Consider the following 14,954-nt stretch of genomic DNA (forward strand, 5'->3'; position numbering starts at 1 on the left):
ATTGCATGAATGCGTCAAGATCAATGCATTTGCATCAACCACCCGTGATCTAAGGCCTTGCGATCACCCCGCCCGTCATCGGCATCGGCACCCCCGTGGTGGCGGGGTAGGATAACGGCAGGCCCTTCATGCCACGCGCTGCCAGGAAGCCGAAGGCCTGCGCCTCGATGGCGTCAGAGGCCCAGCCAAGCGTCTCGGCGGCCTGGACCGTCGCCGATCCCACCCGCTCCCGCAGCATGCGCAGCATGGTGAGGTTGCGGGCGCCCCCGCCGCAGATGATCCAGCTCCTCGGCCGTCGCGGCAGCTGCGGAATGACCCGCGCGATCGCCGCCGCGGTGAAGGCCGTGAGCGTCGCAGCCCCATCAGCCGGCGGCACGTCGCCAAGCTTCAACGCGGCGAAATCGTTGCGGTCGAGCGACTTCGGCGGCGGTAGTGCGAAGAACGGCTGCGTCAGCGCCCGCGCGATCCAGTCTTCATCGGCCTTGCCGAGCGCGGCGAACTTTCCCTCCGCGTCGAACGTCTGGTTCATGGTCCGGTACATGAAGTCGTCGAGCAGCGCGTTGCCGGGACCGGTATCGCAGGCGATCAGCGTGTCGTTGCCGTCGATATAGGTGATGTTGGAGACGCCGCCGATATTGACGACGACGATCGGCCCCTCGCGCTCCAGCGATTGCGCCAGCGCCCGGTGGTAGACCGGCACGAAGGGCGCGCCCTGCCCGCCGGCCTCGACGTCGGCGGCGCGGAAATCATGCATCACCGGGATGTGGATGGCCTTGGCCAGCGCCAATGCGTCGCCGATCTGCACCGTCAAGCGCCGCTCGGGCCGGTGCAGCACGGTCTGGCCATGGAAGCCGACGATGTCGATCTCCTCCGGCTTCATGCGGTTCTGGGCAGTGAAGGCGGCGACCGCCTCGGCATGCGCCAGCGTCACCGCACGCTCGGCCTCGGCCAGAACCCCCGGCCGGGCATCGCGCCGCGGCAATTGGACAGCCTCGGTGAGCGCCCGGCGCAACAGGCTGCGCTCGGCATTGCTGTACGGCCGGTAGCCGGACGGCCCGAACGCCTTGATCTGCTTTCCATCTGTTTCGATCAGCGCAACGTCCACCCCATCAAGCGAGGTCCCGCTCATCAGACCGAGTGCAGTCAATATCATCGTAAGCCTCGACGTCTTCCTACCCCGACGCCTGGCTTGTATCAAACAAGCACATCTTATAATGCCACAGCGCACCGCGACGCGGCAGTCCGTTCCTTTCGGGTTCCGCAGCCAGCCGCAATTACCGTAAAATAAGAATGATCAGAGCCGCCGACAGATGAGTGCATTTAAATCGGATTTCCTCAATATTTTGCAGGAACGGGGTTTCGTCCACCAGTGCTCCGATTTCGAGGGGCTGGACGCGCTCGCCGCCAAGGGCGAAGCGACCGCCTATGTCGGCTACGATTGCACCGCGCCGTCGCTGCATATCGGCAACTTCCTGACCATGATGATGCTGCACTGGCTCCAGCAGTCCGGCAACAAGCCGATCACGCTGATGGGCGGCGGCACCACCATGGTCGGCGATCCCTCCGGCAAGGACGAGACGCGCGCCATGCGCACGATCGCCGAGATCGAAGCCAACAAAGCCTCGATCCGCGGCGTGTTCGCCAAGGTGCTGCACTACGGTGACGGTGCCAGCGATGCGGTCATGCTCGACAACGCGGAGTGGCTGACCAAGCTCAACTGGATCGAGATGCTGCGCGACGTCGGCAAGCATTTTTCGGTCAACCGCATGCTGACCATGGATTCCGTGCGGCTGCGTCTCGAGCGCGAGCAGGAGATGAGCTTCATCGAGTTCAACTACATGGTCTGTCAGGCCTACGACTTCGTGCAGCTCTCGCAGCGCGCCGGCTGCCGGTTGCAGATGGGTGGCTCCGACCAATGGGGCAACATCATCATGGGCGTCGATCTCGGCCGCCGCATGGGCTCGCCGCAGCTCTTTGCGCTGACGACGCCGCTGCTCACGACCGCCTCCGGCGCCAAGATGGGCAAGACCGCGCAAGGCGCGGTCTGGCTCAACGCCGACCAGTTCTCGCCCTATGACTTTTGGCAGTATTGGCGCAACACCGAGGACGCCGACGTCGGCAAGTTCCTAAAGCTGTTCACGACCCTGCCGATGAGCGAGATCAGGAAGCTCGAGGCGCTCCAGGGCTCGGAGATCAACGAGGCCAAGAAGGTGCTCGCGACGGAAGCGACCGCGCTGCTGCACGGTCGCGACGCGGCGACTGAGGCAGCGGAAACTGCGCGGCGGACTTTCGAGGAAGGCGCACTGGCGCAGACGCTCCCCACCGTCGAAATTCCGCGTGGTGAGCTGGAGGCCGGACTCGGCGTGCTCAACGCCTTCGTCAAGGCGGGTCTCGTCGCCTCCAACGGCGAAGCGCGGCGTCAGATCAAGGGCGGCGGCCTCAGGGTCAATGACGAGCCCGTCACCGACGAGAAGATGACGCTGACGCCGGCCCATCTCACGCCGGAGGGCGTGATCAAGCTCTCGCTCGGCAAGAAGAAGCACGTCCTCGTCAAGCCTGCATAGGCGTATGAGCTTTTCACTGCTTGCCAGGGCGTGCGGAAGCGCGCTCCCTGACAGGCAATGGATCAGAACACGCCCAAGGAAAAAGATAAGGAAGACGGCAGAGGGAATGCCGCGGCACAATCTGGCGCGCATGTGCGCACTGCCCTCATCGTGCTCGCGCTGTGCTTTACGCTGTCTGTGCTGGGGCGCGGGCTCGGCGACAGCTTTACGGTGTTCCTGAAGCCGATCTCGGAAAGCTTTGGGTGGGATCGCGCGCAGATCGTCTCGGTCTACTCGCTGACCTGGCTCGCAAGCGGCCTCACCGCGCCGTTCGTCGGACGCCTGTTCGACCATTCCGGACCGCGCAGCGTCTATGCACTCGGGCTGCTCTTGCTCGGCGCCGCCTTCCTGATCGCGTCGCACGCAAACTATCTCTGGCAGTTCCAGCTCTCAATTGGCCTCTGCGTCGGCGTCGGCATCGCCTTCATCGGCATCGTGCCGAATTCGATCCTGCTCGGCCGCTGGTTCGGTCCGCGCCTGCCGACCGCGATGTCGGTAGTCTATTCGGCGATGGGCGGCGGCGTTCTCGTGCTGTTGCCGATCTCGCAAATCCTGATCGACCATGCCGGCTGGCGCGCCACCTACGAGATTTTCGGCTTCGCAGCGCTCGGTTTCTTGCTTCCCTTGCTGCTACTGCCGTGGCGGATGTTCGCCACGGGCTCGCCGCATGTCGTCAAGAAGACCGATCCCGATTTCGTCGACGAAGGCTGGACGCTCTTGCGCGCGATGCGTCATCACGCGTTCTGGGCGCTGTTCTCGACCTTCTTCTTCACCGCGGTCGGCATGTACTCCATCGCGGCCCAGATCGTCGCCTATCTGATCGATGCGGGCTTCCCGCCTTTGCAGGCCGCAACCGCCTGGGGATTTTCCGGCGTGGTGCTGGTGTGCGGCATGCTCGGCGTCTCCGCGCTCGACGGTCTGATCGGCCGCAGACCTTCGGTGCTGCTGAGCTACGCGGTTTCGATCCTCGGCATCTTCCTCCTGTGGCTGTTGCAGTACAATCCGAACACCCTCCTGCTCAGCGGCTTCGTCGTCTGCTTCGGCAGCATGATGGGCTCGCGGGGACCGCTGATATCCGCCACCGCGATGAAGATCTTCCGCGGCAGGCGCGTCGGCACGATCTACGGCAGCATCTCGATCGGCAGCGGCCTCGGCTCGGCATTCGGCTCATGGAGCGGCGGCCTGATCCACGACGCGACCCAGAGCTACAATCCGCTGCTCGCCTTCGCACTTGCGAGCGTCATTCTCGGGATGATTCCCTTTCTGGTTGTGCCCGCCTTGCGGCGCTAGGTGTACCCGAGGTAACCTGCAATCCCCGTCGCCACCGGAGAACTACGGACGGCGGATGCATGTGTTCCAGCAACAAAATGTGCAACGCCTTAGGCTCAAAGCCGCGCTTGGGGTGTTTTGTCTGTCATGACGAAAATGTCAGCGCAAATTGATGGTCCCTGTCTTGCAGGGTGGAACCTGATGCGATTGAAGTCGCACGGGAATTGGATGGAAGGGCGCAAATCATGAATTCACTGTCTCGCTTTCAACCGGCTCTGCTGAGCCTGTTTCGCTTCATCACCGGCTTGCTGCTGCTTCAGTACGGCATCGCCAAGATCTTCAAGTTTCCGGCCGTCCCCTACTTCGCCGACATCCCGCCGCTGATCTATGCGGCCGGCACGCTCGAGCTCGTGCTCGGTGCGGCCCTGATGATCGGCCTGTTCACGCGGATCTCGGCCTTCGTCCTGTCGGGTGAAATGGCCTTCGCCTATTTCCTCGGCCACATGTTCAAGAGCGGCTCGCCGGTGTTCTTGCCACTGCTCAACGGCGGCACCGCGGCGATCCTGTTCTGCTTCGCCTGTCTCTACATCTCCGCAGCCGGTGGCGGCCCGATCAGCGTGGACGCGCTGGTGCGCAAGGAAGGCGAGGAGCCGAGCGGCGCCTTCGCGCGGCGCTAATATCTCCTGGATGCGAATTGGCACCGGCGCATGCCGCCGGTGCCGCTTCATCGCCCGCCGAGCACCTTCCAGATGACGGCGAGTGCAGCGGCAAGAAGCACAGCCATGATGATGCGGTGAACGAAGCGATTCATTGCGGCCTTACCCAGGCTGGCTCAATCGCCGATAGCCGTGCTCCCGAAAAAAGCCTTGTTGCTGAAAAAAGGCTTGCTGCTGACGAAAGGCTTGGGCCGATTTTCTTCACGATCTGAATGGACGCTAGCAGGCGTGATGGCCTCGCCGCCTCACGCTACCGCCGCGCCACATTGCAACCGCTTGGGACTGGCCGCGAATCGCCCGATTGCGTTGGCAATTCGTCGAACGGCGAGTTCTGCTTGCCGGTGTTGAACTCGAAGATCTTGCGGAACAGGCCCGGCGCCATCGCCGAGATCGGATTGACGCGCATCACGGGTGCGGCCGGTGTGCCGACGACCTCATAGGTCACGCCGATCAGCCCCTCGTTATTGCCGCCGCCGAGGAAGATGCCGAACAACGGAATCTGGCCAAAGATGTTGTTCACCCCGTACACCGGCACGAAGGTGCCGCTCATGCACACCTGATTGCCGGGATAGTCGATCGCGCCCTCAATGGTCGCGCCGATCATCGGTCCCTTGACGACACCGTCGCGGATCGTGAGCGCGCCGTTCTGCCGGGTGAATTCCGCGCGCAACGCGGTGAAGGAGACACCGCTCTGCGCACCGTTGGGTCCCCCTGCTGCGACGCGATCGAGCTGCTCCATGCCCTTGACCGTGAAGTCACGCACGTTGATGAGACCTTCCCGCGCCGTCGGCTCCGACGTCGGCGGCTCCATCGCCACCACCATCTGGCCGCCGAACACCTTGTTGGTGGTGTCGGAGAAACGCAGGAAAGCGCCGGCGTCATTGGTCTGGAGGTAGACCACCTCGCGGCCGCCTTGCGCGCGCCCGCCGCGCAGGTCTGCCGTCACCGGCACATCCTTGCCGATCTTGCCGCTCAACGTGAGCGCCTTGACCGCGCCGCTCCGCCGCGACATCTTGGCATCGACACTGCGCATCGCCTCACCGTTGAAGCCGGCCACCGCACCGAGCTTGACGTCGATGTCGAAGTCGACGTTCTTCAGCTTGCTCTTGTTGTCGTCCTTGCCTGAATTGCCCGAGATCGCCGACTTCAGGAAGCCGCGGCCATCGAACACGTCGCCGCGCATGGTGCCCCTCACCACGCCGTCGGGACCGCGCTCGACCTTCAGCGAGGTCTTGTCGCCGTCGGACGGCGAATAGGTCGGAAAGTTCGCATTCATGAGGTCACCGTTCTGGTCGACCTCGAGCGAGCCCTTGATCGAGACGCCGCTACCTTCGACGACGATGTCCTCGAGCCGCGTCGATTGCGCCGTCGGCACCACCTTGAAGCTGGCCTTGCCCGACTTGCCCGGCAGCTTCACCCAGCCCGGCAGGATGTTGTCGAGCTTGATGGAGGTCAGGTCGGCTTCGATGCCGAGGCGCGTGGTCTGGTCCGGCGCGCTGGCGATCTTGCCGGAGACCTTGACCGGCAGCGAACCGCTGACGGCGGGGCTCAAATCGAAACCGAGACGGGCGCGACCTGCATCGTCGAGCGTGGTCTGCAGTTTGACGTCGGCATCGCCATCGGCCGGCTTGCGGTAATCGAGCGAGGCCGCCTGGCCGTTGATCTTGACGTCGCCCTTGACCTGGTAGCCTTGGTTGTTGGCAACGATCTTGAGGCTGTTCGCCTCGAGCTTCTGGTTCATCACCAGCTTGTCGGCGGCAAAGCCGTTGAGATCGGCGGTGACGGTGTAGCTCGTATCCGCCTTGGTCAGCTCGCCCTTCACCGGCAGGGCGAGCGTGATGTTGGCCGAGAAATTGCCCTTGCTGGTGTTGGGATCGACGAAGGTGGCGGACAGATCGCTCAGGCGATCATTGGCGAGAATTTCCGCAGCCGCCGGCACCGGACCATCGACGCGGAACTTGCTGCGCGACGGCGACGGCTTTGGCGCCATGTCCGGCACCTCGAAGGTGAAATCCGAGATCGTGATCTTGCGTCCCGCCGGCGTATCGGCAATGCCCTGCCCGATCGTCACGGTCGCGGTGCGTCCGGTGACGTGCGCCTTCAAGTCGGCATCGTGCACCGAGGGCATGCCGTCCACCGGATGAACCGCGACGCCGCTCGCCACGATGTTGACCGACAGGCCGTCATCGGGGATCGGCGGGCCCTTGCGCGGGAGGTTGCGCGTCGGCGAGTTGACGCCGATCTCGATGCGCTGGAGCGTGCCGCGCTCGATCCGCTCGATGACCCATTCGCGCAGCTCGGGCACGACGAGCGTCGGCCACATCCGCTTGAGCGCGGACGCCGACATCGGCGTGCCCGCAAAGCCGAGCATCAGCCGGGGCTCGCCGGAATAATCGATGGCGCCGGTGCCGGCGACGCCGATCTCGCCATTGCTGATGTCGGCCTGCGCCAGCACGACGCGCTTGTGGTCGGTGTCGAAACGGACGCCGATGTTGATGCGGTTGAAGACCAGCGGCGGCTCGTTGTCGATGCCGCCCAGCAGGATCGATCCGCCGCTGAAACCGAGCTGCCAGTCGTTGGTGGTGCCATTGGGCGGCTCGAGATGCGCGAGCAGCGTGACCCGGTTGGCGCCGGAGATGATCTTGAACGGCGCCACCAGCACCCGGCGTCCGGCGTCCCATTCGAGATTGAGCTCGGCCGAGTCGATCGCCATCGGATAATCCGGCGTATCGGTGTCGATGATGTTCCCCGCGCCGACGAGAACCTTGCCGCGGAAGAAGGTCGGCAGGCCGTCGCGACCGAGCTCACCTTTGAGCTCGCCGGTCAGCGGCAGGTCGGCATTGTAGGTCAGGTCCTTGAGCCGCAATGCCAGCAGGATGTTCGAGGTCGAAACCTTGTCGGCGCGGATATCGACGGAGCGCACGCCGTTCTCGGCAGGGCCGATCGTGGCGCGGAGCGACCATGGTCGCGCGCCCTCTTCGCCGAAGCTGAGCGCAACGCCGCCACCGTGCGGCCGGCGCAGGCTGAGGCTGATGTTCTCGAAGCTCCACTTGCTGCCGCGTTGCTGGTCGTCGACAATCAGATTGCCGTTCTTCAGGCCGATCTCGTTGAGGTTCTGCCCGTCGAGCCCGGTCAGGCTCAGGCTGTCGAGCCAGTCGAGCCCGGCAAGCAGTCCGCTCTGCGTGCTGCCGCTGGAAGAAGCTGCACCCGCGTCCGGACCGGACGAAGTGGCGGGAGCGGTCGTCGCGAGAGGCGGCGCAGATCCCGGACGCGGGAAGGTCGGAGGCAGGCCCGCCTCCTTCTTCGACGCAACGCCGGTGGCGAGCGGTTTTGCGGTTTCGCCGGCCGACACCGTGACGGTGCCGTCGGGTGCGATCCGGATCGCGAGCTCGGCATCGACGAGATTGAGGCTCTCGGCGCGCAGCCGACCCATCAGGAGCGCCATGCCCGACAGCCGCACTTCAGCCTTCGGCGCGCTTGCGACGATGGCGTGATCGCGGTCGCGGACGATGATGTCGCGAATGCGCACGGCGATGCGGATTCGCCCTGCACGTTCGATCTGTGTGCCGCCGACCTCGACGGTGTTGCCGTGGCCGATATTGTCCTCGATCGCAGCCGCGAGCCATGGCGTCGCCATGTCGAGATTGATGGGACCCGCGCCGAGCCGCCACCACAGCGTGGCAAAGCAACAGACGAAGATGATGACGAGGGTACCGGTGACGAGGGCAAGCCGCTTGACCCAGCGATCAGCCGCAAGCCAGCGACCGAACGCGCCGAAGCCGTCACCTACGCGATGAAAGCGGGAGCTGGAACGGGACAACAGCCGGCGCGCCTGGTGACCTGCCGCCGCCTCCTGGTCCGGATCCCAATCGACCGCGTCCCATTCGAGAGGCTCTTGCACTCCGGGGCGCCGATCGAGGTCCCGATAGAGGTCCCCGTTGTGGTCCTGGGGCGACGTATTCCTTGCCATTGCCTCTCGATACAGGCGCCCATCCCTGGATTGAGCGCCGCCGGGGCCGCAGCCGTCCGCGGGGACCAAACGTCCCTGCCCCGGCATTGCTGCCATTCCCTTGATGTGCCTGCTGTTCGTCATTTCGCCCCGAGAGCGCGTTCAACGAGCAGTGGGGTGGTGCGTGGAATTCCTTGTAACCATACTCCGGCGTCGTCAGACTTGCCCAGCCGAGGGCGCGATTCCGGCACGCCGGACGAGATCTGCAATACCGCTTTGGTTGACCCGCCGAAAGCGTCGAAAGGAAGGCGTATGTCCAAGAAAACGCGAAAGAAATCGTCCAAGTCGGCCTCCGGCAGCCCAACCCCCAGGAAAAAACGGACTCAAACGCGGACTACGGCGACAACGAAGCCCGCGACGACGCAGCGGGCCGCAAAACGCAAATCAACAAAGACCTCAACCCTGGCAGCATCGCACAAGGCCACGTCGAAACGGTTAAAATCTTCCGAGTCGGCAGCCGTCGCCGCGAAGGCCGCCAAAGTAGACAAGGGCGCCCTGTCCGAAGGCCAGAAGGCACCCGCCTTCAGCCTCCCGCGCGACGGCGGCGACATCGCGAGGCTGGCCGACTATTCCGGCAAGAAGCTGGTCCTGTTCTTCTACCCTCGCGCCGACACGCCCGGCTGCACACGGGAGGCGATCGACTTCACCCGGCTCAAAGATGCCTTCGCCGCGACCGGCACGAGCGTGCTCGGCATCTCGGCTGATCCGCTGAAGGCCCAGGAGAAGTTCCGCGACAAGCACGGCCTTGTCGTCCCCCTGATCTCGGATGAGCAGCACGAGATGCTGGAGGTCTACGGCGCCTGGGGCGAAAAATCGATGTACGGCAGGACCTTCCTTGGGATTCTTCGCACCACGGTGCTGGTCGGCGCCGACGGCAAGGTGGCGCGAATCTGGCGCAACGTCCGGGTCGACGGCCACGCCGAGGACGTGCTGTCGGCGGCAGCATCCCTTTAACCAGTTGTGCGAATTCGAGCATTCCCGTTTCCGGAAAATTAACCATGAGCGGCCCAGATTGCTGCGGCAATTGAGCCGTACGGAACTTCTCCGACCGGCGCGGGAGTGCCGATGTCGAAAAGTTCTGCCCAATACTCGCACGCCTCCCAGCATCACCCTCACGACCACGGGCGGCCCTTCAACCGCCGTCCTGTCAGCACCGCCGCCGCGATCCCCCTGCCCGCCGCCGACGACGCCTACACCATCGTGCATCACGGCAAGCAGGTCCGCCTCGGGCCCGTGGTGTTCTGGATCGTGGTCGGGACCGTCGTGCTGCTCGGCCTGTGGTCGGCGGCGACCGCCACCTATTTCGCCTTCCGCGACGACGTGCTGACGCGGCTGATCGCCCGCCAAGCAGAGATGCAATATGCCTATGAGGATCGCATCGCCGAGCTCCGGGCCAAAGTCGATCGCACCACGAGCCGGCAGCTGCTCGACCAGGAGCAGTTCGACCAGAAGCTCGACCAGATCATGAAGCGCCAGGCCGCGCTCGAGTCCCGCGCAACCGCGCTCGGCGCCATGCCGGACGTGACCGGATCGATCCCGCGCGCGACACCGCAACGCGGCGAGGCCCCCCCGCCTCAGGGCACGCCAAAGCCCTCGCCAATCAGCGACACCGTGATTTTCGTGGCACCACCGGATCGCGAGGCGCGGCTTGAATCGCGCACCCCTGCGATCGCCAGCCCGCAGCCGAGTCAGTTCGCCAAGGTTCAGGGCTTTGACAACGTGCTGGTGCGCTTGCAGACCTCGCTTGACCAGGTCGAGAGACGCCAGGTCGCAGCGCTCAGCGCGGTCGAGGAGAACATGGAATCGCGGGCGCGTCGGATGCGCGGCGTGGTCAGTGATCTCGGCCTGAACCTCGCCGATCTCGAAGCAGCCGTGCCGCGGACTGCGATGGGCGGGCCGTTTGTACCCGTCAAACTCACCGCGAATGCCGGTCCGTTCGAGAAGCAGCTTTATCGTATCAATGTCACGCGCGCCGAGGTGGATCGGCTCAACCGCACGCTGGCGCTGGTGCCCTATCGCAAGCCGGTCATCGGTGAGGTCGAGTTCACCTCAGGCTTTGGCGTGCGCAGCGATCCGTTCCTCGGCCGGCCGGCGATGCACACCGGCCTCGACTTCCGCGCCGCGACCGGCGATCCCGTCCGCGTGACCGCCAACGGCAAGGTGGTGTCGGCTGGATGGTCGGGTGGCTACGGCCGCATGGTCGAGGTCGACCACGGCAACGGGCTCTCGACCCGCTACGGCCATCTCTCCGAGATCAACGTCAAGGTCGGCGAGATCGTGAAGATCGGCCAGGTCGTCGGATTGGTCGGATCGACCGGCCGCTCGACCGGTCCGCATCTGCACTACGAAACCCGGATCGACGGCGAAGCGGTCGATCCGCAGAAATTCCTGCGCGCCGGCGTACGCCTCAGCGCCGGCTAAAGCGCGATGAGATTGGGCTGAATGGTCATCGCGCTTTGGGTTATTGTTTGAGCATGATCTGCGCGCAAACGCGTTCCGCGTTTGTCGCGAGGGAAAACCGCTTCACACTTTTCCGGATCATGCTCCCTGTCCGACGCGCCGCGCCGACAAGCCGCGAAGCGAGAAATCGCAGCATTCACGCGCAATGCGCGCGATCTGCCCGGCCAGCGGATCGACAACATCCGCACGCGTGACGGCAAAATATCTGATCTGCGGGATGGGCGGCGACGTCCTGATCGTACGCAGCAGACCGATCTCGATCTCGTGCCGGAAATACTGCTCGGTCAGAAAGGTGATGCCGAGCCCGGCCACGGCCAGCGCCGAGAGGACGCTCAGGCTGTTGCATTTGACGACGCGATTGAGCTTGATGCCGCTCGCGCCCAGCCAATCCAGAACGAGCTTCTGCAAGCCTGATCCTTCTCCCTGGGTGAGGATCGGGTACCGGGCGATCTCATCGAGCGCAGCCTCGTTGGCCTTGGGGCCGACGCCGGGCGCCGACATCCACTGCAGTGTGACGCTGTCGAGCGGCAGCGCGTTGAAGTAGGCACTGGCCGGCGGATCAAGACCGATCACAAGATCCAGCCGACGATCGGCGAGCTTGTCGAGCAGCACGACACTGGATTCGACCTCAGGCTCCGGAATGACCGCCGGATAGGCCTCCTTCATGGCCACGATCAGTTTCGGGAGCCAGGTCAGGGCAACGAGTTCGGTGACCCCGAACCTGAAGGTACCGCTGAAGGCCAGCGGCCCGGCTGCGACCTGGCGCATTCGTGCCTCAAGCTCCAAGAGCTGAGCGGCGAGCTCGATCAGGTTTTCGCCGCTGCGCGTCAGGCTGATCGTTCGGCTGTTGCGATCGAACAGGGTAGTCCCGACTGCTGCTTCCAGTTCGGCGATACGTTTGGAGATGGTCGATTGCGCGAGGTTCAAACGCTCCGCGGCGTCGACCACACCACCCAATTCGGCAATCCAGTAGAAGGCTTCGACCTGCTTCAGCGTCAGGCTCACCATGGTTGTGCCATATCATTCGAAAAAAGCGATTTCATCTCTAGAAAAATATTCACTTTTCTTCAAGTCTGTCGCGGGGCAGGCTTTAGGCGACATCTGCGCTTCAGCACACAGCCCATCGGTTCTGCCTATGCTCCTGCCCGGCCATCGACTGCTCCCCTCACCGCCCTCCGTCCCGCCTGCAATCATCGCCGATTTTGCCGCCGCACAGGTTGCAATCGTCTCGGACAACATGAATAGGTTGCACGGCACGCGCGCGCTCCGACCGTTCCATGGCAGCGCCCGCCTGATCGGCACCGCGATCACCGTCAAGACTCGCGCCGGCGACAACTTCATGCTGCACAAGGCCTATGAGCAGCTCCGGCCGGGCGACGTGCTCGTGGTCGATGGCGGCGGCGATCTCGGCCAGGCCCTTGTCGGCGAGATCATGATGACGCGCGCCAAGGCGATGGGGGTCGCCGGCTTCGTCATCGACGGCGCCATCCGTGACGTCGGCGCGTTCGCGGAAGCCGGCTTTCCCTGCTTCGCACGTGGTGTCACGCATCGCGGTCCCTACAAATCAGGTCCCGGAGAGATCAACGTCCCGGTCTCGATCGATGGCATGGTGGTGATGCCGGGCGACGTCATCCTCGGCGACGAGGACGGTGTCATCGCCTTCGACCAATCCGTTGCCGCGGAGCTGCTCGAGCGTGTCAGGCAGCAGGAGACGCGCGAGGCCGGCGCACTCGCAGCCATCCGCGAAGGTCGTCTCGACAATTCTTACATGGGTACAGGGAATACTCCCGCTCAAGGGTCGGCGTCATGAGCCGCGCCGGTGCCATCGCCCTCGCCCCGAGGGTCCAGCGAATCAAGCCGTCGCCGAGCATGGTGGCGCGGGATCGGGTCCGACAGCTCCAGGCCGAGGGTCGTGACGTCATCGATCTCACGGCCGGCGAGCCTGATCTGGATACGCCGAAGCACATCCGCGCGGCGGCTGCTGCCGCGCTCGAAGCAGGCGCGACGCGCTACACGCCGGTCAACGGAACGCCCGCGCTGCGCAAGGCGATCATCGAAAAGCTCGCCCGCGAGAACGGCGTCCGTTACGCCATGAACGAGATCTCCGTCGGCGGCGGCGCCAAGCAGGTCATCTACAACGCGCTCGCCGCCACGCTCGGAGCCGGCGATGAGGTCATCATCCCGGCGCCCTATTGGGTCTCGTACCCCGACATGGTCGAGGCCTGCGACGGCACGCCAGTGATCGTGAACTGCGGCGAGAACTCGGGATTCAAGCTGTCGGCCGAGGCTCTGGAGCAAGCGATCACGCCCAAAACGCGCTGGCTCATCCTGAACTCCCCATGCAATCCCACCGGCGCGTTCTATTCCGCCGCCGAGATCGGTGCGCTGACCGAAGTGCTGCTGCGCCACCCCAATGTCGCTGTCATGACAGACGACATCTACGAGCACATCCGCTTCAATGACGGGGCAACGCCGTGCATCGTGGCCGTCGAGCCTCGGCTTAAGGAGCGGACTTTGCTGGTCAATGGCGTCTCCAAGACCTATGCCATGACCGGCTTCCGGCTCGGCTACGGCGCGGGGCCCGCAGAGCTCATCGCAGCCATGAACACGATCCAGTCGCAATCGACGTCCTGCACGTCTGCGATCAGCCAGGCGGCGGCGACGGCCGCTCTTGAAGGCGATCAGGGCTTCGTCACCGAGGCCCGCGAGATGTATCGCCGCCGCCGCGATCGTGCGGTCGCCTTGCTGAACGATATCCCCGGCCTCTCGTGCCTTCCGCCAGACGGCGCCTTCTATGTGTTTCCGTCTTGCGTCGGCCTGATCGGGAAGACCACGCCCGAGGGCAAGGTTCTGAAGACCGATCTGGACGTCGTCATGCACTTCCTCGATGCCGCCGGCGTCGCAGTGATCGATGGAACGGCATACGGCATGCCGTCCTATCTGCGCATGTCGATCGCGACCTCATTGCCGAAGATCGAGGAGGCCTGCACACGGCTCGCGCGAACCTGTGCGGCCTTGCGCTAACCGCAGAAGGATGAAGGAAAGAGCCATGAGATTATTCCAGGTTGCCGCCGCCGGAATCCTGCTCCTCACCGGGGTTGTCGGCGTGGCAAAGGCCGACGAGCTTGCCGATGTGAAGGCCCGCGGCAAGCTGGTCTGCGGCACGCTCGGCACGGCCGAGCCGTTCAGCTTCCAGGATCCGAAGACGCGCGAGATCGTGGGATACGACATCGACATCTGCCGCAAGGTCGCGGAGTCGCTCGGTGTCGCGCTCGAGCTCAAGCCGATGGCCGTCGAGGCCCGCATCCCCGAGCTGCTCCAGGGCCGGGTCGATATCCTCGCTGCCAATCTCGGTTGGTCGAAGGAACGCGCACAACAGATCGACTACAGCTATTCGTATTTTGTCAGCGAGCAAAAGGTGCTGGTGTCGGCCGATTCCGGCATCGCGACGCTCGAGCAGCTGTCCGGCAAGAAGATAAGCGCGCTCAAGGGATCGTCCTCGGAACAGGGCGTCAGGCGTGTCATCCCGACCGCCGAAACTGTAACCTTCCAGGATTCGTCGGCGGGGTTTCTTGCCGTCGTTCAAGGCAAGGTCGACGGATTTTGCGCCTCCGAGCTGATCCTGGTGAAACTCCTCAAACAGGCACAGGCGTCCTCGCCGATGTCGATCGTCGAGAAGTCGGTCTTCGTCGAACCATGGGGGCTCGGTGTCCGCAAGGGCGAAGCTGCGTTCAAGGATCAGGTCAACAAGGTGCTCGCTGAGCTGGATGCATCCGGAGAAGCCGGCAAGATTTTTGCCAAGTGGTTCGGGCCCGGAACGGTCTATGACATGAAGCGGGATTTCAAGATCGAGGAGATCAAGGGCTGATCCCCTCGCCTCCGCGCCAAACTGAACAT

The 14,954-nt window shown here is 64.2% G+C and carries 12 protein-coding genes; 9 read left to right on the forward strand and 3 right to left on the reverse strand.

Annotated elements, in window-relative coordinates; all coding sequences use genetic code 11:
* Positions 1–49: 49 nt before the first annotated feature.
* Entirely contained in the window at positions 50–1,153 is a 1,104-nt protein-coding gene (locus tag SO156_RS01750) for an anhydro-N-acetylmuramic acid kinase (RefSeq protein WP_498533628.1), read from the reverse strand.
* A 157-nt stretch (positions 1,154–1,310) separates the two neighbouring features.
* Between SO156_RS01750 and tyrS the strand changes: the two genes are divergently transcribed.
* From tyrS to SO156_RS01770, 4 genes are all read left to right on the forward strand, one after another.
* Positions 1,311–2,564, forward strand: a complete 1,254-nt coding sequence (tyrS, locus tag SO156_RS01755; RefSeq protein WP_458144802.1) for a tyrosine--tRNA ligase — start codon at positions 1,311–1,313, stop codon at positions 2,562–2,564.
* A 57-nt stretch (positions 2,565–2,621) separates the two neighbouring features.
* On the forward strand, positions 2,622–3,893 hold the full coding sequence (locus SO156_RS01760) for an MFS transporter (protein WP_498533629.1): 1,272 nt from the start codon (positions 2,622–2,624) through the stop codon (positions 3,891–3,893).
* Between the two features lie 224 nt (positions 3,894–4,117).
* Positions 4,118–4,549, forward strand: a complete 432-nt coding sequence (locus tag SO156_RS01765) for a DoxX family protein (protein WP_458144800.1) — start codon at positions 4,118–4,120, stop codon at positions 4,547–4,549.
* A gap of 17 nt (positions 4,550–4,566) precedes the next feature.
* Positions 4,567–4,800, forward strand: coding sequence for a hypothetical protein (locus tag SO156_RS01770; protein WP_498533630.1), 234 nt, complete (start codon positions 4,567–4,569; stop codon positions 4,798–4,800).
* Positions 4,801–4,838: 38 nt separating this feature from the next.
* Here SO156_RS01770 and SO156_RS01775 read toward each other — a convergent pair whose 3' ends face one another.
* Positions 4,839–8,654 (reverse strand): YhdP family protein, encoded by a 3,816-nt coding sequence (locus tag SO156_RS01775; RefSeq protein WP_498533831.1) that lies wholly within the window; start codon positions 8,652–8,654, stop codon positions 4,839–4,841.
* Positions 8,655–8,849: 195 nt separating this feature from the next.
* On the opposite strand from SO156_RS01775, the gene SO156_RS01780 reads away from it, so the two are divergent.
* Positions 8,850–9,551, forward strand: a complete 702-nt coding sequence (locus SO156_RS01780) for a peroxiredoxin (protein WP_498533832.1) — start codon at positions 8,850–8,852, stop codon at positions 9,549–9,551.
* Between the two features lie 111 nt (positions 9,552–9,662).
* Positions 9,663–11,018 carry a M23 family metallopeptidase gene (locus SO156_RS01785; protein ID WP_458144799.1) on the forward strand — a complete coding sequence of 452 codons (1,356 nt, stop codon included), beginning with the start codon at positions 9,663–9,665 and terminating at the stop codon, positions 11,016–11,018.
* Between the two features lie 117 nt (positions 11,019–11,135).
* On the opposite strand, the gene SO156_RS01790 is transcribed toward SO156_RS01785, so the two are convergent.
* Positions 11,136–12,065, reverse strand: coding sequence for a LysR family transcriptional regulator (locus tag SO156_RS01790; protein ID WP_458144798.1), 930 nt, complete (start codon positions 12,063–12,065; stop codon positions 11,136–11,138).
* A 127-nt stretch (positions 12,066–12,192) separates the two neighbouring features.
* Between SO156_RS01790 and SO156_RS01795 the strand changes: the two genes are divergently transcribed.
* From SO156_RS01795 to SO156_RS01805, 3 genes are read left to right on the forward strand one after another with little or no spacing between them, the layout of a single operon-like run.
* Positions 12,193–12,867, forward strand: coding sequence for an RraA family protein (locus tag SO156_RS01795; RefSeq protein ID WP_498533631.1), 675 nt, complete (start codon positions 12,193–12,195; stop codon positions 12,865–12,867).
* Positions 12,864–14,081 (forward strand): aspartate transaminase, encoded by a 1,218-nt coding sequence (locus SO156_RS01800; RefSeq protein WP_498533632.1) that lies wholly within the window; start codon positions 12,864–12,866, stop codon positions 14,079–14,081. Before SO156_RS01795 ends, SO156_RS01800 begins: the two co-directional genes overlap by 4 nt.
* Positions 14,082–14,106: 25 nt before the next feature.
* Positions 14,107–14,925 carry an ABC transporter substrate-binding protein gene (locus SO156_RS01805; RefSeq protein ID WP_498533633.1) on the forward strand — a complete coding sequence of 273 codons (819 nt, stop codon included), beginning with the start codon at positions 14,107–14,109 and terminating at the stop codon, positions 14,923–14,925.
* Positions 14,926–14,954 lie beyond the last annotated feature (29 nt).

This window comes from Bradyrhizobium sp. UFLA05-125 (assembly GCF_059803515.1).